A 19,172-nucleotide genomic window follows, 5' to 3' on the forward strand; every position below is an offset into this window, starting at 1 on the left:
CCCCTGGCGCGATCAAATCGCTGAATTGTACCGCCTGTCAGGCCCGCAAGACCGTCTCTGCCGCCGCACAAAGCCGCAAAAGCCGGGCCTCCTGGCCGTTTTGCCCATTAAACATGATCCCGCAGGATGGCGTATCGGTTGGCAAGGTGATTGAGGGGACATCCATCAGATTGGCAACCCGTGTATTGCGCAGGGCAAGCAGGTTTTCGGATTTGTAATAGGCGTCATCATCCAGCAGCCGTTGTGCATCTGGCGGCAGGATCGGCGCCGTTGGCATGATCACAGCGTCGAATTCAGCCGTCTCGGCCGCGTATTGCTTGCGGATATCACGCAGCTGGTTCCAGCCCGCCACATATTCGGGACCGCTGACACTCTGGCCGCCGCGCACCCGCTCCAGAATTTGCGGAAACATCTTTTCGGGATGTGCCTCGACCAGATCGCGCCACCACCCGTAGCTGTCAGCAGCATAGAGGTTGCCGGCCACGTTGAACGCGTCAAAAAGCTGTGCGAAATACCGGTGATGGGTCGTGGCGCCCGCTGCCGCCAGCTTTTGAACAGCCGCGTCAAAGGCTTGGCGCGGGGAGTCGCGCACGTCGTCAGGGACAATCGTATCAAGGATCATCAGCCGCGCGCCTGCAAGGTCCGTCTTGCCAAGATCACTGGGTTTCGCCCCCTCGAGCGCGGCAAGCAACAGATTTGCATCCTCGACCGACCGGCAAAGCGGACCAACCGTATCAAATGTCAGGCAAAGCGGTACGGTCCCACCCAATGACAGCCGCCCATGACTGGTCTTCAGCCCAACAAGATCGTTCCAGGCCGAGGGTATCCGCACGGACCCGCCTGTATCTGATCCGATGGCAGCCGCCGCCAGACCAAATGCAACAGACGCCCCTGCCCCCGAACTGGACCCACCCGGCACGGCATCGGGATCATTGACACATGGGGGTGTGCCCATGATCGGGTTCAATCCCAGCCCGGAAAACGCGATTTCGGACATATGCGTCTTGCCCAGACAGACCAGACCGGCCGCTGTTGCTGCCTGCAACACATCCGCATCCGCATCGGGGACCCGTCCGGCCATCAGGGCGGTGCCGGCCTCTGTTCCGATCCCTGCCGTGTCAAACAGGTCCTTCCACGAGACCGGAACCCCATCAAGCGGGCCGCGCCGCAGGCCCGATTGGGCACGCGCGGATGCGGCAGCAGCCTCGGCCCGGGCGCGGGTATGGGTGACCCTTGCATAAATGCGGTCGCGATGTTCATGGGCGTCGATGGCATCAAGGTAAACATCTGCAAGCGCGACCGGGTCGATATCCGCTGCCGCAATCCCCCGCCCGAGATTTGCTGCACTCATCCATCGCCAGTCTTGCATCGCGCTCTCCTTGTTTGGGGCGACGGTAGCGGCCATCAGGCGCATGGACAATCCCGTCAGACCGCGCATATTGCGCGCATGGATACCGATATCATCATCGTGGGGGGCGGGCTGAACGGGCCGGCCCTTGCATTGGCGGCGGCCCAGTCGGGCTTTCGTGTGACAATCATTGATGCACTGCCCCGCGCCAAGCGACAGCAAGCCGATTTTGACGGGCGCAGCTATGCGTTGGCGCTGGCCTCTACCCGGTTGCTTGATGGTATCGGCATTTGGGATGCAATCGCCGATGCGGCGCAGCCGATGCTGGAAATCAAGGTCACCGATGGGCGCGCTGGCGAAGGCCCCAGTCCATGGATGATGCATTTCGATCATGCCGAAATCGAAGAAGGGCCAATGGGCTATCTGGTCGAAGACCGGCATCTGCGTCGTGCATTCCTTGATGCGATGGCTGGCGATGACCGGATCACGCTCTACGATGCCGAAACGGTTGTGGCGCAAGCCGTCGAAGGCACGCAGGCAAGCGTCACGCTGCAATCGGGCAAAACCATCAGCGGGCAGATGATCGTGGGGTCGGATGGGCGGCAAAGCGAAACCGCCCAGCGCGCCGGGATCAAGCGGACCGGCTGGGGCTATGACCAAACTGCTGTCGTCTGCGCCGTCGAACACGCGCTGCCTCATAACGGGATTGCGCATCAGTTCTTCATGCCCGGCGGTCCGCTGGCCATTTTGCCGCTGACCGGAAACCGCAGTTCCATAGTCTGGAGCGAGCAGACAAGCCGAGCAGAAACACTGGCCGCCATGGACGATGCCGACTTCCTGACAGCCCTTCGGCCCGCTTTCGGCAGCTTTCTGGGCCAGATCAATCTGATCGGCAGCCGGTACACCTATCCGCTTGGGCTGACGCTGGCCAATCGTCTGATTGCCGACCGGCTTGCGCTGATCGGGGATGCCGCACATGGGGTTCATCCGATTGCGGGTCAGGGGCTGAATGCCGGGCTGCGTGACGTCGGAGCACTTGCCGAGGTTCTGTCTGACGCGCGCGCGCGGGGCGAGGATATTGGCAGCACACAGACACTGACCCGCTACCAGCAGTGGCGCAGGTTCGACACTGCGACACTGGCCATTGCCACCGATACGTTCAACCGACTGTTTTCAAACGATAACCCGCTATTGCGGACGATCAGGGATATCGGAATGGGCCTGGTGAACGCAGCCCCCGGCGCAAGGCGCGGTTTCATCCGCGAGGCCGCTGGGCTGACGGGTGACTTACCGCGGCTCATGCGCGGCTGAAACAGGAACCGCCCCAAGGCCTGGACCCTAGTCGAGCTTGCGTGCCTCATCCATCAGCATGACCGGAATGCCGTTGCGGATCGGAAACGCCACCCCGGCCGGTTTTGACACCAGTTCCTGTTTTTCGGGATCATACGTCAGTGTGGCCTGCGTCATGGGGCAGACAAGGGCCTCGAGCATTTTGGGGTCAAAATCCGGTTCACTCATTGCATCACCTCTTCGCCTGATCCACCGCGCAGCGCAAATTCAATCAGGGTCAACAGCGTCTCGCGGCGTGTCGACAGCGAATGCGCTTCCAGCAAGGCCTGTTTGTCCTCCGGCTCAAACGGGCAAAGCATCGACAGCGAGTTGATCAACAATTCATCCTCTGCGTCGCCCAGACTGTCCCAGTCGGTCGATAGCCCCTGCTCTTTCAGGAACCGACCAAGCGCCTTCATGAAGACGGGCCGATCAAAACCGGGGTCCTTCTCCACCGCGCCCAGATCACGTTCAAACCCGGTCCAGTTGACCTCGCAACGGCGGTAAGGGGTGAAACCTTCGATCTCTTTGACGATCCGAAAGCGTGACGCGCCAGACAGGGTGATCATATATCTGCCATCCTCCGTCTCGGAGAAGGCCGTCAGCTTGCCTGCGCAGCCGATGGTATGCAGCTTGCCGTTGCTGTCAGGCGCATCATAGGGCTGCACCATGCCGATCAGGCGCGACGATGTTTTCAGCACGTCATCCAACATTGCCAGATAGCGCGGTTCAAACAAATGCAGCGGCAGGCGCGCACGCGGCAAAAGCAGCGCACCGGGCAGCGGAAACACCGGGATCGTGTCTGGCAGGTCTGTTGATGATATCATGACCATTGAACTAGCCCGCAGGACAGGTCAGGCAAATATCATCGACGACAGCTTGCGACGTCCGTTCAAAACGATGGGATCTTTCGCTTCATGAGCATCAAATATAGTGAAAAGCTGGGTTTTGGCCGCCCCGTCATTCCAGTCTCGGTCACGGCGGAACAGCTCCAGCAGCATATCCACGGCCTCTTCGGCCTGCCCGTTGGCATGCAGGGCGGTGGCCAGATCAAAGCGGGCCTGATGATTGTCGGGCTCTGCCTCGACGGCGGCCTGCAATTCGGCAACCGGGCCGGCATTGGCGGCTTCGCGCGCCAGCATGATCTGGGCATGTGCGCTTTCCAGTGCCGGATCGGTTGAGATCTCTGCAGGGGCGCCGTTCAGGATCGCCTCGGCCTGATCAACATCATCCAGCGCCAGATAGGCACGAACAAGGCCCGCATAGGCCGGTGCGTTGGCAGGCTCTTCCTGCAGGATGGCGGCAAAGGTCTCGGCAGCATCTGCGGCGGCCCCTTCATCCAGCATCTGCTCGGCAGCCTCAATCGCGGCCTCCAGCCCTTCGGCTGCGGGGTCACCTGCCAGATCAGCGACCTTTTTGACAAATGCCTCGATTTCGGACGGCGGCAGCGCACCTTGGAACGCATCAACCGGGCGGCCCTGGTAGAAGGCATAGACAGTCGGTATCGACTGCACCTGTAACTGGGCGGCGTAGGCCTGATGGGCGTCCACGTCGATCTTGACCATCTTCACACGTCCGCCTGCCTTGGTCACCGCAGCCTCAAGCGCGGGCCCCAGTGTTTTGCAGGGGCCACACCACTGGGCCCAGAAATCCACAATAACCGGGACGGTCTGCGAGGCTTCGATCACATCCTGTGCAAAACTGGCGTCAGTTCCGTCTATCACAAGATCACCGGTTGGGGGCGTGGCTTCGCCAAGTTCAAGCATGGCAGGTCTCCTTGATAGCGTTTCGCTGTCTATATGTGTGCATTGGGTGCAAAGGCCAAGGGGAATTCGCGCTTTACCGGTTTGCAACGCGGCAGTAGCGTGGCCTGCATGGCAAAGACGATACTGGCATATGGGGATAGCAACACCCACGGCACACCGCCGATGACCGACCGTATGGTCTATGCGCGTTATGGCGCGGACGTCCGGTGGCCAACTCTTCTGGGGCGCTCGCTGCAGCCGGATTGGCAGGTGATCGAGGCCGGGCTGCCCGGGCGGACAGCTGCGCATGACTGCCCTGTGATGGGGACGCATCGGAATGGGCAAGTGGGTCTGCGGATTGCGCTGGAAAGCCACGGACCTATTGATTTGCTGACCATCATGCTGGGAACAAATGACAGCAAGACGTTCTTCGGTCTCAGCGCGGACGGGATCGCCGCAGGTCTGGCCAGTCTGCTCGCTATCGCGCAGTCCGATGAGTACCAGACACGGCATGGGGGGTTTGAGATTCTGCTGATTTGCCCGCCACCGGTCTTGGAACAAGGCCCCATATCAGCCGATTTTTTCGGGGCAAATGCCAAGACGGTTGCCTTGCCGGAATATTGCGCCAAGCTGGCCGCGGCGCGGGGCGTGCATTTTCTGGATGCAGGCAAGCATATCGCGTCCAGCCCTGTCGATGGGGTCCATTTTGATCCGGCGGGGCATCTGGCACTTGCGCAAGCCGTCGCAGCGCGGATCAAGAACCTATGATCCGGCCCACCCTCGCGGCACTCGCGGTTGTGATCAGGGATGATGCGGCGCTGCTGGTCAAGCGGCGCAAAGAACCGGACGCAGGCAAATGGGGATTTGCGGGCGGGCATGTAGAGCCGGGGGAAACAGCGCTGGCCGCCGCCGTGCGCGAATTGGGCGAAGAGACATCCGTGATGGCAAGGCCCATCCGGTACCTGACCAATCTTGATATCATCATTCGGAATAAAGACGGGGATTTGCAGCACCACTTCCTGCTGGCGGCCGTCTTATGCGCGTATGAACGCGGGGACCCTTATCCAGCCGATGACGTCAGTGATGCACGCTGGATCAAGATCAGCGATATCGCCGCGGTTGATACCAGCGCAGACGTGCAGCGGTTGATCAACCTGGCAACGTCGTAGGATGGATTTCAATCCATCCCATTATCAACAACCCCGACAATCGGACCTAGTTGAAACCCGATATCCGAACGACCCAAAGACGGCGCATGCAGTCGCGATACCTTGCCATCGAAATACAAGGCATTTGGCAACTTCAAATAATCGCGAAACACGGTGCCAAATTCGAAAAACGACACCGGGTCATTCGAAATGACAAAAACGGCCTGCGTGCCGTCGGCACTGGTTCCAACACCGTTGCGAATGAAACGGGACGTGCCATCCGGCAGAAACCGGGGATGCAGGGCGCCATCAATCACCAGCATCGGCCCTGACTGGGTGGCATCGCGGCATCGGGGCTGCAAATCGACATATTGCAGCGTCTCATAAACCTGCGCGGACCCGTCATTGACGCAGAAAATGCCATTTGGCAGCAATCCAAAATTGCCGGGCCCTTCGGTTGTGATCACACGCATCTTCTCGATGCCGTTTTCAACATAATGGCCGACCGGTGCGCGATCATCATGATACATCCCGGCATTCATGGCAAAGGACAGCATTTCCACATCCAGCGTCGCCTCAACCGCGCTGAAACTGCCCAGCACGGTTCCGTCCTCGTCCGCATGGAACAGGCGCAATGCTTCGCGCGCCGCGTCGACATGGCATGCAGTATAGCTCTTGCCTTCATGATCGAAATCGTCGCAGGTCACCGCCGCCGCTGGCGTTCCAAGCAACAGCAAAAACACAAGCCAGCGCATTAGTCTTCCAGATCCTGACGGACGTGATCATCCGACAGCAAGGCCCGGGTCGCATCCATCTGATCAAATGTTCCGTCGAGCTCGAACCGCAGCTCGGGCGCGAACTTCATTGATCCGCCTTTGACAACCAGATGCCGTATCTCGTGTTTGTTGCGGCGCAAGGCCGCCAGCGCGTCTTCCTTGCCCTGCCCACCCAGCGGCAGCACAAATGCGGTTGCAATGCGCAAGTCGGGGGTCATGCGCACTTCGCCAACGGTAATCGACATGCGCGCCAGATCATCATCATGTACGTCACCCCGCTGCAGGACCTCTGACAGGATGCGGCGAAATTGTTCCCCCACTCGCAACATTCGCTGCGTCGGAGCCTTGCCATCGCGATTTGATTGTTTAGCCATAGGGGTCATTTAAGCATTTGGATCCCCGATGCCAAGCAAGGCTTTGCACCGCGGGCGATCCGCCGCTAAGAACGTCGCGGCAATAAAAGGATAGCAGCCATGACATCACAACCGGGCATTGTCGTCACAGGCGGTTCAGGACGCATGGGCCAGATGCTGGTTGCGACCATTCTGGCCTCTGATAGCTGCAAACTGACCGCTGTCCTTGAACGACCCGGGCATGACTGGATCGGGCAGGATGTGGGCGTCATGATGGGCGGTCAGCCAGCCGGCGTTGTGGTCAGCGATGACCCGCTTGCAGCCTTTGCCAACGCGCAGGCCGTGATCGACTTTACCGCACCCGCAGCCACTGTCGCATTTGCAGGCCTTGCCGCGCAGGCAAAGGCCGTTCACGTCATCGGCACAACGGGGCTTTCTGCAGATGATATCGCCGCAATCGAAGCGGCCGCACATCACACGGTGATCGTGCGCGCGGGAAACATGTCGCTTGGGGTCAATCTATTGACCGAACTGACAAAGAAAGTCGCCGCAGCGCTTGACGCCGATTTTGATATCGAGGTGATCGAGGCGCATCATGGGCAAAAGGTCGATGCCCCGTCAGGAACCGCGTTGATGCTGGGCGAAGCTGCCGCGGAAGGGCGCGGTGTTTCGCTGGACGATGTGCGCGACAGCGGGCGCGACGGGATCACCGGCGCGCGAAAGCGTGGCGATATCGGTTTCACCGCCATCAGGGGGGGCGATATCGTGGGCGAACATGACGTCCTTTTTGCCGCCCCGGGCGAGCGGATCGTTTTGCGCCACATCGCGACGGACCGGGCGGTCTTTGCCCGCGGCGCTGTAAAGGCAGCCCTTTGGGGGCAATCAAAACTGCCCGGCGCCTATGATATGCTGGACGTTCTGGGCCTGTCGCAAAAGGAATAAGTGAACCAAACACCTCGTTCAGGCGTATTTATACCAACACGCAAGAAACAAAGAGGTGTTTGATGAAACGGTTCATCGCCGCACTTTCCATCGTTATAGCCGCAGCACCTGCCGGCGCTGATGCCTACGAAGCCATCAAGGATGAGGCGACATTCGTGTCGCTCGTCGACGGAAAACTCCTGCGAAACCGCCTTTATGGGGTGCGTTTGAACGTGCTTGATAACGGGCAGATAGAAGGGTCAGCCATCGGCTGGGACATCACCGGTACGTGGGACTGGCAGGACGGGTATTTCTGCCGCGAGATGAGCTGGGGCGGCGATCCGATCCCTTACAACTGTCAGCTGGTCGAATTCGATGGCGCCAACCTGCGCTTTACCGTCGATCAGGGTGCCGGGGATTCTGCATCTTTCAGCATCAATTAAATCTGCCACGCACCGTCAAAGCTTGCTAAGCTCTGCACTATGTGGCGGCTTTTTTTTGTATTTTTCCCGGCGATGGGACAGGCGTGTGAAACACCGATTTGTCCCGTGGCCGCGGACAGCATCTATTTCGCAAAGGTGATCACGTTCGAAGATCAGGCCAGCGGTTTTGGACCTGGCCGGCCCTTTGCAGATGTCATCTGGATGGATGGGATTGCCTTTGGTGAACATTTTGCAGGTCAGTCCATGGGTGCGGTCGGCAATTTTGATCGGGTCACCGGACAGGCGACGGGGCCCTTGACGCTCCGCCCCGGCGCGCCGGCGCAAAACCTGACCATCATCCGACTGCCACAAACCAACGTTCTTAGCGGGTATGGCCCCACCGGCTATCCGAACCATACGGCCACCGGCGAAGGCGCGATTGCGCTATTGTTTGATCACGACCAGCCCATCGTGGGCTTTGATCTGCGCGGGGGCGAAGGCGGGTTCGCTACACTTGGGTTCCTGACACGGGACGGGACCGTCATTGATACCCATATCGTTGGGCCATTGGCCGAGAAATCCTATGCCTTTGCCCGCCGTGACCAGCAGGCTGATATCGCGGGGCTGATCATTACCAACGAAGATCCCGACGGCATCGCACTGGATACCGTATCTTTTGAATCGGTTGATCAATCGAGCTAGGGGCAGGACCCGTCCGTGCCAGGCAAACGCTAGGGTCAGTACCCATTCATTCCATGTCGCCAGCGCAGATTTCACGAAATGTCAGTGGTTCGGGACGCGCCGGCCATAGTTGCTCTACGGACAAGCGGCCCGCGCCGCTGAGATGAAGTGAAATCCGCGCCCAAAGGGTTTGGCCGATTTTGCCCGTGAGCAGCGTTACATCCCCTTGCAATAGAACCACTATTACGGCGGGGCTGCGCCTCGTCACAACCAAAATCAGTCAAACTGGCGACATGGAATGAATGGGTCCGGACCCTAACCTGCTTCCGCAATCACCCGGTCAAACATGGCGCATACCTCGTTCAGGTCGCCGGTTCCACTTTGAATCGCGTTCATCATGTCTTCGATTTCCTGCGAAATCACCTGAACCCGATCTGCGTCGCGTTCACCGATGGTCCGCAGCGCGGTGACCATCTCGGCTGACCTGTCCTGAATGACGGTGGGCGAGCATGCCTGCTGCGCCTGTACGCCAGTTCCCAGACCCAGCGCCATCACGCAAATCATTGCACTTCTTTTCATTTTTTTATTCCTGCTCTTGTTGTGCGGGATGGCTAGAAATCGACGGCCAGCCCTTTTTTTTCCCAATCACCATATCGTACCGGTTCCGGCCCGTCGCGCCCACCCAGTTCAACTGGAAGCGCGGCGCTGGCGGCGGTTTTGCGCCGCTCCTCGGCCTCGGCCAATGCCCGTTTGGCAGCGTCGGGAATGTCGTTTTTCTCATCGCTCATCGCGGCTGTCCTTGTGCGCTTATGCCCTTGTGATATACGCCCGCCCCAGCCACGTTCAAGGGATAGCATCATGCGCACAACCGGCCTGCCCGCCCGCAAAGCGGCCCATTCCCTGCTGATGCAGATCACAACAGAAGGCCGGTTGATGGCCGAACTGATCACCGCCGGCGCCCTGTCTGATCTGGCACCTGAGGACCGCGCCCGCGCCCAGCGTCTGGCGGCAGACACATTGCGCGGGCTGGATCGGGCGGACCGGATGCTGAAACCCTACCTGAAAAAGGCCCCGCCACCCCATGTGATGAACGCGCTGCGGCTAGGCACGACCGAACTTTGCGCGGGTGAGGCCGCCCATGGCGTGGTGAATGCGATTGTGGAAATCGTCAGCCGCAACAAACGAACCCAATCCATGAAGGGCCTGACAAACGCCGTCCTGCGCAAAATCGCCGCCGAAGGACCCGAGGGTTGGAACGCCCGCGCCGTCCCCCTTCTGCCGGGTTGGCTGCGACAGCCCTTGGTCGCCGCCTGGGGACGACAGACGGTCAGCGCAATGGAGGCCGCCCATTTCGCCAGCGCGCCGCTTGATCTGACGGCCAAGGCTGACCCGGACGCCGTCGCAAAGGCAACCGGTGGGGTCGTGCTGCCAAACGGTTCGATCCGGGTTGCGGATGCAGGGCAGGTATCGGAATTGGCGGGCTATGCCGATGGGTCATGGTGGGTACAGGACGCAGCCGCCGCCATGCCCGTCAAAATGCTGGGCGATGTGGCCGGGTTGAATATCGTCGATCTCTGCGCCGCGCCGGGCGGGAAGACGATGCAACTTGCCGCAGGTGGGGCGCAGGTCACGGCTGTCGATCTGTCCAAGCGCCGGATGGCGCGGGTTGCCGAGAACCTGCAGCGCACAGGCCTGCAGGCAGAATTGGTCGTCGCCGATGCGCTGGCATTTGACAGCGGACAAAGGGATGTCGTTGTGCTGGACGCGCCTTGCTCTGCCACCGGCACGATCCGGCGGCATCCCGACCTGCCCTACGCCAAGGACGGCGCGGAATTCGGGGATCTGATGGCACTGCAGGAACAGATGATCGACCATGCGGTTGGGCTGATCAAACCGGGTGGGCGGCTGTTGTATTGCACCTGTTCACTGTTGCCCGACGAAGGCGAGGTTCAGGTTGAAGACGCGCTGGCGCGGCATGCTAACCTGACCGTCGAAAGGGACGCCATCACGGGGCCCGGTATCGCGCCCGACTGGGTGACCGACGACGGGGGCCTGCGGCTGCGCCCCGACTACTGGTCTGATCAGGGTGGCATGGATGGGTTCTATATCGCGGTGCTGCGAAAGGCCGCGTGACTTGGCAGCCGACCTTTCTTATGTTTCCGCACAGGCAGAACAGGCAAGGGTGTGACGGCAGTGGCGCAACCAAACACATGGCACGCCCGCAGGGTCAATTTCATGAACCGGTTTCATGCCCGGCGCGCCGCCCGCCGCAAGGTCGATACCGCTTTCGCCATCCCGCCAGAGCCGCGCACAATCGGGCGCGTCGCCCGCGGGCGCCAATTGGTCGACGGGAAATTTCTGTTCTCGGGTCTGCTGGTCGAAGAGCCGGGCAGATCCATCTGGGACGTGGCCCCGCACCGATCTGATATCGGCAGGGAAATCCAAGGCTGCACCTGGCTGGATGATCTTGCAGCGATCGGCACTGAACCTGCCCGCGCATTGGCCCAGAGTTGGGTTTTTGATTGGATCACCCGCTATGGCGATGGCCGGGATGCGGGCTGGACCCCTGATCTGACCGGTCGACGCCTGATGCGGTGGATCAATCATGGCCCGTTTATCCTGCGTCGGCAGGATGAGGCCCAGCGGAAACGCTTTTTCACCAGCCTTGGTCAGCAAAGCCTTTTTCTGGCGCGCAGATGGCACACCGCCCCCGAGGGGCTGCCACGGCTCGAAGCGCAGGCCGGGGCTATTCACGCGGCATTGTTGCTCAACGGTATGGACGAACATGCCGACCGCCCCCTGGCTGCGATGCAACGGGATTGCGACATTCTGGTTGATGCGGATGGGGCCATTGCGAACCGCAATCCCGAAGACTTGCTGCAGCTATTCAGCCTTTTGGTCTGGACGACCCAGTCACTGGAACTGACCAGTCGCGCCGTGCCGGACATATTGACCGGCGCGATTGATCGGATTGCGCCAACCTTGCGCGCGCTGCGCCATACCGATGGCGGGCTCGCACGGTTTCATGGTGGTGGACGTGGGCCCGAAGGGCGGCTTGACGCCGCGCTGATGGCATCCAAAGCACGCCCGCTGGACAAGACCAAGCGACATATGGGGTATCTGCGGCTGGCCTTTGGACGGACAAGTCTGCTCGTTGATGCCGCCCAACCACCAACGGGACAGGCATCGGCCAATGCGCATGCAAGCACATTGGCGCTGGAACTGACATCGGGTCGCAGGCCCGTTATCGTCAATTGTGGGCCGGGCGCACTGTTTGGCGGGGATTGGCAACGCGCCAGCCGCGCAACGCCAAGCCACTCGACACTTGGGATCGACGGGGCGTCATCATCGGATTTGCAGGTCCAGCTTGGCGGTGCGGCCGGCACAGAACTGCTGGCCAAGGTACCTGCAAATGTCACGTGCGAATTTCCCAACGGCCACCGGCAACGGCGGGTGGAGTTGTCGCATGACGGGTATGTCCAGACCCACGGCATGTCCCATGGACGCATGCTGGATCTGTCATTCGACGGGCGCAAACTGCAGGGCGAAGATATTCTTGCCGCACTGGACGAGGTCGACAAGGCCCGGTTCGACGATGTGCTGGGCCGGTCAGGCGGGGAAGGGATCGCATTCTCGCTGCGGTTTCACCTGCATCCGGATGTCGCGCCCACATTTGACGCGGCCCGCCAAGAGATCGCCATTACCCTGCCGTCAGGCGAAGAATGGAGCTTTCATCACGATCAGACCGCAAAACTGGCCCTCGCGCCGTCGGTTTATCTGGAAAATGGCAGATTAAAGCCGCGACAGACGCAACAGGTGGTTTTATCCGGGCGCGCTTTGTCCTATGCGACGTCCGTCCGGTGGTCATTTACCAAGGTTCGCGACGCCTCTGACGGTGGTCGGGACCTTCTGCAAGAGGATCTGCTGGACGCGATTGACTGACCTCTTTGGGGAGATGGAATGACCAACCTCGCACCACTGCGCCGCGCGCTACTTTCTGTGTCTGACAAAACGGGGCTGGTTGATCTGGCCCGCGCCCTCGCGGAACGCGGGGTGGAATTGCTGTCCACCGGCGGATCGGCGCAGGCGCTGCGCGATGCTGGTCTGGATGTGCGCGACGTTGCTGACGTCACCGGATTTCCCGAAATGATGGACGGGCGGGTCAAGACGCTGCACCCGGTGGTCCATGGTGGCTTGCTTGCCCGCCGGGATATTGCCGCACATCGCGACGCAATGGCGGAACATGACATTGGCCCCATCGACCTGCTGGTCGTCAATCTTTACCCGTTCGAGGAAACCGTCGCCAAGGGCGGCACATTCGATGCATGTATCGAGAATATTGATATCGGCGGGCCTGCGATGATCCGCTCTGCGGCGAAAAACCACGCCTTTGTGACGGTTGTCACCGATGTGGAAGACTATGGCGATGTGATCGCATCGCTTGATGCAAATGACGGGCAAACAACCCTGGCGCTGCGGCAGCGTCTTGCCCAGACAGCCTATGCCCGCACAGCCGCCTATGACACAGCCGTCAGCACATGGATGGCAGGCGCAGTTGGGGCTGATACCCCGCGCCGCCGGTCATTCAGCGCGACATTCAAGCAAACCATGCGCTACGGCGAAAACAGCCATCAACGCGCAGCATTCTACACCGATGGAACCGGACGGCGCGGCGTTGCAACCGCCATTCAGCATCAGGGCAAAGAGCTGTCTTACAACAACATCAACGACACAGATGCCGCATTCGAGCTGGTCGCGGAATTCGACCCGGTGGACGGACCGGCCGTTGCAATCATCAAACACGCCAACCCTTGTGGGGTGGCACGCGGCGCCACATTGACCGAGGCGTACCGCAATGCGTTTGATTGTGATCGCACCAGTGCCTTTGGCGGCATCGTGGCGCTGAACCAGCCGCTGGACGAGGACACCGCCAAGGCCATTGTCGAGATCTTTACCGAGGTCGTGATCGCGCCGGGCGCATCGGCCGAGGCCCGTGCCGTCTTTGCGGCAAAAAAGAACCTGCGATTGCTGACCACTGATGGGCTGCCGGACCCAAGCGCGCCCGCCACGACCTATCGGCAGGTGGCCGGGGGTGTGCTGGTTCAGGACAAGGACACCGGATATGTGGGCATGAACGACCTGCGGGTTGTGACAAAGAAGACGCCCACCAACGCACAGATGGCCGATCTACTTTTCGCATGGAAAGTGGCCAAACACGTCAAATCCAACGCCATCGTCTACGTCAAGGACAAGGCAACCGTCGGGGTGGGTGCCGGGCAGATGTCGCGCCTGGACAGTGCCTTGATCGCCGCCAAAAAGGCAGAGCGTATGGCAGAGGCAATGGGGTTGCCCCAACCGCTGACGATCGGATCGGCCGTCGCCTCGGACGCGTTCTTTCCCTTTGCCGATGGATTGATGGAGGCCGCCGCAGCCGGTGCAACCTGCGTCATTCAACCTGGCGGCTCGATGCGTGATGACGAAGTCATCGCCGCCGCAGATGAGGCCGGCATCGCCATGGTCTTTACCGGCATGCGCCATTTCAAGCACTAGGTCGGCTGGCCAAGGCCGCCCCGACCCCGCAAAGATAGGAGATCATTCTTGCGTCTGACGTTCTGGACTGCCTTCTGGGTCTTCATGCTTGACCAGATTACCAAATATTATGTCGTTCACTGGCTGGGGCTGATCAACGATGCCGACGGCCGGATCGAGGTGCTTCCGCCTTTTCTGGAATTCCGGATGGCGTGGAACCGGGGGGTCAATTTCGGGCTGTTTTCGGATTTCGACATGCGCTGGGTTCTGATCGGCGTGGCCTTTGCGATCACATTGGGGGTGCTGTGGTGGCTGCAGCGAACCGGCGGCACCAAATGGGTATATATCGCGGCCGGCTTTCTGGTTGGCGGGGCCATGGGCAACGTCATCGACCGGCTGCTTTACGGGGCAGTTGCGGATTTTTTGAACATGTCCTGCTGCGGGATCAACAACCCTTATGCGTTCAACGTCGCCGATATCGCGATCTTTATCGGTGCGATTGGGCTGGCCTTTCTGGCTGATGACGGAAAAGGGAAAAGCACCCGCAAGAAGAGCGCGTGACCTCCCCGCACCTATCGGCTAAAGAAACAGGACGAGTTTTGAAGGAACTGCCTTGATGCGTGCGATCATTGTGTTTGGTCTGGCTTTAAGCCTGCTGGGAGCATGTGGAAATACGGACCGGCCATTGCGCGACCTGCAGGCGGCTGGCGGCGGCCCCGATGAATTTGCGGTGATCCCGCAGCGCCCGCTGGCCATTCCGACCACCGCCGCGCTGCCGCAGCCAACACCGGGCGGGACCAACCGGGCAGACCCGACACCCAAGGCAGATGCGATTGCAGCACTTGGCGGCGCTGCCAGCTTGCAGATTGCGGGCGGCGTTCCGGTGCAGGATCAAGGGCTGATCGCGCATACCAGCCGCTACGGGGTCGAACCGGGTATCCGTGCGACACTTGCCGCCGCGGACGAGGCCCGGTTGAACCGCAGACGGGCCACCAATGTATTCAACCCGCTGGGACGCGACCGCTATTTCGCGGCTTATGCAGGGCAGGTATTGGATGCCCCGGCCGAATTGGCCCGGTTGCGCGCGGCCGGTGTTGCGGTGTCGCAGGGACCAACCCCGCAGTAACGAAACTCACATCCACGTAAGTGCGGTTGAACCCGGGTCTTTCGGACGTAGGTTGATACCCAACGCAACCGGGAAAGAGCCTTCATGAAACGACTTCTTGCCGCGCTGGCCATTACGTTTACCCCCCTGAGCCTCTGGGCCGAGGATGTCACGACCTTCACCCTTGATAACGGGATGGAAGTTGTGGTGATCGAGGATCATCGCGCACCCGTCGTGGTGCATATGGTGTGGTATCGGGTGGGATCCGCGGATGAACCGGTTGGCGCCTCCGGCGTGGCGCATTTTCTGGAACATCTGTTGTTCAAACAAACCGACATTCTGGAGGCGGGCGAGTTTTCGGCCACGGTCGCGGCCAATGGCGGCAGCGACAACGCCTTCACCAGCTACGACTACACCGCGTATTTCCAGCGCATCGCCGCAGACCGGCTTGAACTGATGATGCAGATGGAAAGCAACCGGATGAACAATCTGGCGATTACGGCCGATGATATCGAAACCGAACGCAACGTGGTTCTGGAAGAACGCAACCAACGCACTGAAAACAACCCAAACGCACTGGCCCGCGAACAATTCCGCGCGGCGCTTTATCAAAACCACCGCTACGGCGTCCCCATCATCGGATGGAAGCATGAAATGGAGCAGCTGGCGCTAGAGGACGCGCTGGACTTTTACGATCTCTATTATTCGCCAAACAATGCGATCCTTGTGGTTGCGGGCGATGTCGAACCCGACGACGTCAAAGCACTTGCCGAAAAATATTACGGCCCAATCCCGGCAGAACCACAATTGCCCGAGCGCGTGCGCCCCGAAGAACCGCCGCAACGGGCCGAACGTCGGATCACATATGTCGACCCGCGGGTCAGCAACCCCTATGTCACGCGCAGCTATCTGGCACCCGAACGGGACCCCGGCGCGCAGGAAGACGCCGCAGCGCTGGTTTATCTGGCAGAGTTGCTGGGTGGGTCACCCTTTACCTCTGATCTGGGGCGGGCCTTGCAGTTCGACACGCAGACGGCTGTCTATACAAACGCCTCCTATGATGGCAGTTCGCTTGATGACACGTCCTTTTCGGTTGCCGTTGTACCTGCTGCGGGGGTCTCCCTATCCGCGGCCGAGGCGGCAATGGATCAGGTCATCGCCGACTTTATTGCAAACCCTATTGATCCGACCCGGTTGGAATCAATCCGGATGCAGTTGCGCGCCTCCGAGGTTTACGCGCTGGACAATGTGCAGGGTCTGGCGCGGCGCTATGGCACCGCATTGACGCAAAGCCTGACAGTCGAAGACGTGCAGGCCTGGCCGGATATCCTGCAGGCGGTCACCGAAGACGACATCAAGGCCGTTGCGCGCAAAGTATTCAACCGTGACCAGTCGGTAACCGGCTGGGTTGTCGCCACGCAGGAGGACGCATCATGATGCGACGTTTTCTGACCATCCTTTGCCTGACATTCACCGCGACCGCGGCCTTTGCAGAAATCGACATCAAGGAAGTCACCTCGCCCGGTGGCATCGACGCCTGGGTCGTTGAGGAACCCAGTATCCCGTTTGTGTCCATCGAAATCCGTTTTCGCGGCAGCGCATCGCTTGATCTGCCGGGCAAACGGGGTGCGACGAACCTGATGACCGGTCTGATCGAGGAAGGATCCGGCGACATGACCGCGCAGGAATTCCAGACCGCGCGCGAGGCATTGGCCGCGCGGTTCAGCTTCCGCGCGTTTGATGATACTTTGTCGATCTCGGCACGGTTCCTGACCGAAAATCAGGACGATGCGCTTGCCCTGCTGCGCCAGGCGCTGACAGCGCCCACATTCGAGCAGGACGCGCTGGACCGGGTCCGCGCGCAGGTGATCAGCGGCATCGCAAGTGACGAAAAGGACCCCAATGACATTGCAAACGCGGCTTTTGACGCGGCCGCATTTGGCGATCACCCCTATGGCAGCAGCCTCAACGGGACAGTTGACAGTGTAAACGCGCTGACGACAGAGGATATGTTCGTCGCGCATCGCAACGCGCTAACCCGCGACAGGCTGTTCGTATCCGTCGTTGGCGATGTCACCGCCGCCGAGGTGGGGCCGATGCTTGATGATCTGCTGGGCGCGTTACCGGCAACGGGCCCGGACCTGCCACCCGATGTCGATTTCGGCCTGTCCGGTGGCGTGACCGTCATCGACTACGACACCCCCCAATCTGTGGCCCTGTTTGGGCAGAAAGGTCTGAAACGCGATGATGAAGACTTTTTCGCGGCCTACATCCTCAATCAGGTGCTTGGGGCCGGCGGGTTCGAGTCGCGGCTGATGAACGAAGTCCGCGAAAAGCGTGGCCTGACCTATGGCATCCGCACGTTTCTTGTCCCGAAATTTCATACAGAGATGCTTTTGGGCTCGGTCGCCTCCTCGAACGCCACAATTGCCGAGGCGATTGAGGTAACCCGGGCGGAATGGGCGCGCATGGCAGAGAATGGCCTGACAGCCGAGGAACTGGCGACGGCCAAGACTTTTCTGACCGGCGAATACCCGTTGCGATTTGACGGCAATAGCGAGATTGCAGAGATCATGGTTGGCATGCAGATGATCGGATTGCCGCCTGAATATGTGGTGAACCGGAATGATTATGTCGAGGCGGTCACCCTGGATGATGTGAACCGGGTTGCGGCCGCGCTTTTGCAGCCGGATGACCTTCATTTCGTTGTGGTCGGCAAACCCGAAGGGTTGGACAGCACACAATAAGCCTCAGACTGTGGCCTCTTGGGCGGGCGACATGCCCGCCTTCAAGTCCCTGTCACGCTGCCCACGATCCCACGCCAGCACCGCCTGCACGGTTTGTGCCAGCGGGCGGGTCCACAGCCCGGCCTGTTGCGCCTTGGTGGTGGATACATTCAGCATATGCGCCAGCGCCGGTGCGTCCGGCACAATGAATGGCAGATCGGTCCAATGCCGCATCCCGGCATTCGTAAAGACGGCAAGCGGCTTGTATTGAATATCAACCGCTCGGCCAGTCGCAGCGCAGATGGTTTCCAACATCTTTTGCATGGTCATCGGCTGGCCTGTCAGGTGAAAGGCGCCGGTTTGCCCCTGTTCGGCAAGCCGGACCAGAAACGCACCGGCATCATTCACGTCGATCAATTGGATATCCCGATCCGGGGGGCCGGGCACGGCAAGCGGCCCGTCCTGATCACACCGCCTGACCCACCAGGTAAATCGGTCGGTGTAATCCTCTGGCCCGACGATCAACCCCAAACGGATCAATGCACAATTCCCCTCACTCCCCTCCTCCGCCGCAATCTCGCAAGACCGTTTGAGCCGCCCGTAGGACGCCCCATAGGGATCAGCGACGCAGCGCAAGGCAGGCTCAACCGCTGCGGCGAGGTCCAGATCATCCTGCGTTGCGGCGGATGCCGTTGCGGTTTCGTCAAACTGCGCAACCGACATATCATCATAAACCGAGATGGATGAGACAAAGACATATCGCACCGGTCCGGTCGCTTGCAGCAGCCGGGCAACCATATCAGGCGCATAGCCGCAGGTGTCGATCACGGCATCGAATTGGCCCCTAAGGTCCGGCACATCGCTTGTGCGGTCTGCGATCAGGGCTTGCGCACTGGTGGCCACATTCCGCCCGCTGCGCGTCATCACGGTCACCTGATGACCGCCAGCCACAGCGGCCCGCGCGGTTGCGCTACCCAGAAACCCGGTGCCGCCAACAATGAGTATCCGCATATTGTTCTCCCTATCTATGTAAGTATGTACTTACATAGATAGGCAGTCAAACTCGTTTTCCTGCTCGCAGAATCGCGG

General features: G+C 60.3%; 21 protein-coding genes and 1 pseudogene. 13 read left to right on the forward strand and 9 right to left on the reverse strand.

The annotated features are described in order from the left end of the window. Positions 1-37: 37 nt before the first annotated feature. Entirely contained in the window at positions 38-1,369 is a 1,332-nt protein-coding gene (locus AABB31_RS12220; RefSeq protein ID WP_342077873.1) for an amidase family protein, read from the reverse strand. Positions 1,370-1,412: 43 nt separating this feature from the next. Between AABB31_RS12220 and AABB31_RS12225 the strand changes: the two are divergent. Then, a pseudogene (locus tag AABB31_RS12225) lies at positions 1,413-2,659 on the forward strand (UbiH/UbiF/VisC/COQ6 family ubiquinone biosynthesis hydroxylase). A 27-nt stretch (positions 2,660-2,686) separates the two neighbouring features. Here AABB31_RS12225 and AABB31_RS12230 read toward each other — a convergent pair. Genes AABB31_RS12230 through AABB31_RS12240 form a run of 3 tightly spaced genes read right to left on the reverse strand, consistent with a single transcriptional unit; the run spans position 2,687 to position 4,443 of the window. Beyond that, positions 2,687-2,866 carry a Trm112 family protein gene (locus AABB31_RS12230; protein ID WP_342077872.1) on the reverse strand — a complete coding sequence of 60 codons (180 nt, stop codon included), beginning with the start codon at positions 2,864-2,866 and terminating at the stop codon, positions 2,687-2,689. Then, positions 2,863-3,504: an LON peptidase substrate-binding domain-containing protein gene (locus AABB31_RS12235; RefSeq protein ID WP_342077871.1), complete on the reverse strand. Its 642-nt coding sequence runs from the start codon at positions 3,502-3,504 to the stop codon at positions 2,863-2,865. Before AABB31_RS12235 ends, AABB31_RS12230 begins: the two co-directional genes overlap by 4 nt. A 27-nt stretch (positions 3,505-3,531) precedes the next feature. Then, a complete protein-coding gene (locus AABB31_RS12240; protein WP_342077870.1) occupies positions 3,532-4,443 on the reverse strand; it encodes a co-chaperone YbbN in 912 nt (303 codons plus the stop codon). 108 nt (positions 4,444-4,551) lie between these two features. Between AABB31_RS12240 and AABB31_RS12245 the strand changes: the two genes are divergently transcribed. Both AABB31_RS12245 and AABB31_RS12250 read left to right on the forward strand, forming a co-directional pair. Continuing rightward, the gene (locus AABB31_RS12245) at positions 4,552-5,190 is read left to right on the forward strand and encodes an SGNH/GDSL hydrolase family protein (protein WP_373634793.1); all 639 of its coding nucleotides are present in this window, start codon (positions 4,552-4,554) and stop codon (positions 5,188-5,190) included. Then, complete coding sequence (locus AABB31_RS12250; protein ID WP_342077866.1) at positions 5,187-5,591, forward strand: NUDIX hydrolase; 405 nt, start codon at positions 5,187-5,189, stop codon at positions 5,589-5,591. Before AABB31_RS12245 ends, AABB31_RS12250 begins: the two co-directional genes overlap by 4 nt. 8 nt (positions 5,592-5,599) lie before the next feature. On the opposite strand, the gene AABB31_RS12255 is transcribed toward AABB31_RS12250, so the two are convergent. Continuing rightward, positions 5,600-6,325: a phosphodiester glycosidase family protein gene (locus tag AABB31_RS12255; RefSeq protein ID WP_342077865.1), complete on the reverse strand. Its 726-nt coding sequence runs from the start codon at positions 6,323-6,325 to the stop codon at positions 5,600-5,602. Beyond that, positions 6,325-6,720, reverse strand: a complete 396-nt coding sequence (gene rbfA, locus AABB31_RS12260) for a 30S ribosome-binding factor RbfA (protein ID WP_342077864.1) — start codon at positions 6,718-6,720, stop codon at positions 6,325-6,327. The genes AABB31_RS12255 and rbfA overlap by 1 nt, the downstream gene beginning before the upstream one ends. A gap of 99 nt (positions 6,721-6,819) precedes the next feature. Between rbfA and dapB the strand changes: the two genes are divergently transcribed. The 3 genes from dapB (at position 6,820) to AABB31_RS12275 (ending at position 8,744) form a co-directional block, all read left to right on the forward strand. Next, positions 6,820-7,641 carry a 4-hydroxy-tetrahydrodipicolinate reductase gene (gene dapB / locus AABB31_RS12265; protein WP_373634794.1) on the forward strand — a complete coding sequence of 274 codons (822 nt, stop codon included), beginning with the start codon at positions 6,820-6,822 and terminating at the stop codon, positions 7,639-7,641. A 62-nt stretch (positions 7,642-7,703) separates the two neighbouring features. Then, positions 7,704-8,063: a dihydrodipicolinate reductase gene (locus AABB31_RS12270; protein ID WP_342077863.1), complete on the forward strand. Its 360-nt coding sequence runs from the start codon at positions 7,704-7,706 to the stop codon at positions 8,061-8,063. 105 nt (positions 8,064-8,168) lie between these two features. Next, complete coding sequence (locus AABB31_RS12275; protein ID WP_373634795.1) at positions 8,169-8,744, forward strand: hypothetical protein; 576 nt, start codon at positions 8,169-8,171, stop codon at positions 8,742-8,744. Between the two features lie 294 nt (positions 8,745-9,038). On the opposite strand, the gene AABB31_RS12280 is transcribed toward AABB31_RS12275, so the two are convergent. Next, positions 9,039-9,302 (reverse strand): hypothetical protein, encoded by a 264-nt coding sequence (locus tag AABB31_RS12280; RefSeq protein ID WP_342077861.1) that lies wholly within the window; start codon positions 9,300-9,302, stop codon positions 9,039-9,041. A 32-nt stretch (positions 9,303-9,334) separates the two neighbouring features. Then, positions 9,335-9,511, reverse strand: a complete 177-nt coding sequence (locus AABB31_RS12285; RefSeq protein WP_373634796.1) for a DUF1674 domain-containing protein — start codon at positions 9,509-9,511, stop codon at positions 9,335-9,337. 70 nt (positions 9,512-9,581) lie between these two features. Between AABB31_RS12285 and AABB31_RS12290 the strand changes: the two genes are divergently transcribed. The 7 genes from AABB31_RS12290 to AABB31_RS12320 all read left to right on the forward strand — a co-directional run bounded on the left by AABB31_RS12290 (position 9,582) and on the right by AABB31_RS12320 (position 18,104). Next, a complete protein-coding gene (locus AABB31_RS12290) occupies positions 9,582-10,856 on the forward strand; it encodes an RsmB/NOP family class I SAM-dependent RNA methyltransferase (protein WP_342077859.1) in 1,275 nt (424 codons plus the stop codon). 102 nt (positions 10,857-10,958) lie between these two features. Then, complete coding sequence (locus AABB31_RS12295; RefSeq protein ID WP_373634797.1) at positions 10,959-12,665, forward strand: heparinase II/III family protein; 1,707 nt, start codon at positions 10,959-10,961, stop codon at positions 12,663-12,665. Positions 12,666-12,683: 18 nt separating this feature from the next. After that, complete coding sequence (purH, locus tag AABB31_RS12300; protein ID WP_373634798.1) at positions 12,684-14,273, forward strand: bifunctional phosphoribosylaminoimidazolecarboxamide formyltransferase/IMP cyclohydrolase; 1,590 nt, start codon at positions 12,684-12,686, stop codon at positions 14,271-14,273. Positions 14,274-14,321: 48 nt separating this feature from the next. After that, on the forward strand, positions 14,322-14,813 hold the full coding sequence (gene lspA, locus AABB31_RS12305; RefSeq protein WP_342077856.1) for a signal peptidase II: 492 nt from the start codon (positions 14,322-14,324) through the stop codon (positions 14,811-14,813). Between the two features lie 55 nt (positions 14,814-14,868). Continuing rightward, positions 14,869-15,378 (forward strand): DUF3035 domain-containing protein, encoded by a 510-nt coding sequence (locus AABB31_RS12310; protein ID WP_342077855.1) that lies wholly within the window; start codon positions 14,869-14,871, stop codon positions 15,376-15,378. Between the two features lie 84 nt (positions 15,379-15,462). Further along, complete coding sequence (locus tag AABB31_RS12315; RefSeq protein WP_342077854.1) at positions 15,463-16,794, forward strand: pitrilysin family protein; 1,332 nt, start codon at positions 15,463-15,465, stop codon at positions 16,792-16,794. Next, a complete protein-coding gene (locus tag AABB31_RS12320) occupies positions 16,794-18,104 on the forward strand; it encodes a pitrilysin family protein (RefSeq protein ID WP_342078837.1) in 1,311 nt (436 codons plus the stop codon). Before AABB31_RS12315 ends, AABB31_RS12320 begins: the two co-directional genes overlap by 1 nt. Before the next feature lie 3 nt (positions 18,105-18,107). Here AABB31_RS12320 and AABB31_RS12325 read toward each other — a convergent pair whose 3' ends face one another. Next, positions 18,108-19,094: an NAD-dependent epimerase/dehydratase family protein gene (locus AABB31_RS12325; protein WP_373634799.1), complete on the reverse strand. Its 987-nt coding sequence runs from the start codon at positions 19,092-19,094 to the stop codon at positions 18,108-18,110. Positions 19,095-19,172: the final 78 nt, after the last annotated feature.

Origin of the sequence: Yoonia sp. SS1-5, assembly GCF_038443705.2 — a bacterium.
Classification (GTDB): Bacteria; Pseudomonadota; Alphaproteobacteria; order Rhodobacterales; family Rhodobacteraceae; genus Yoonia; species Yoonia rhodophyticola.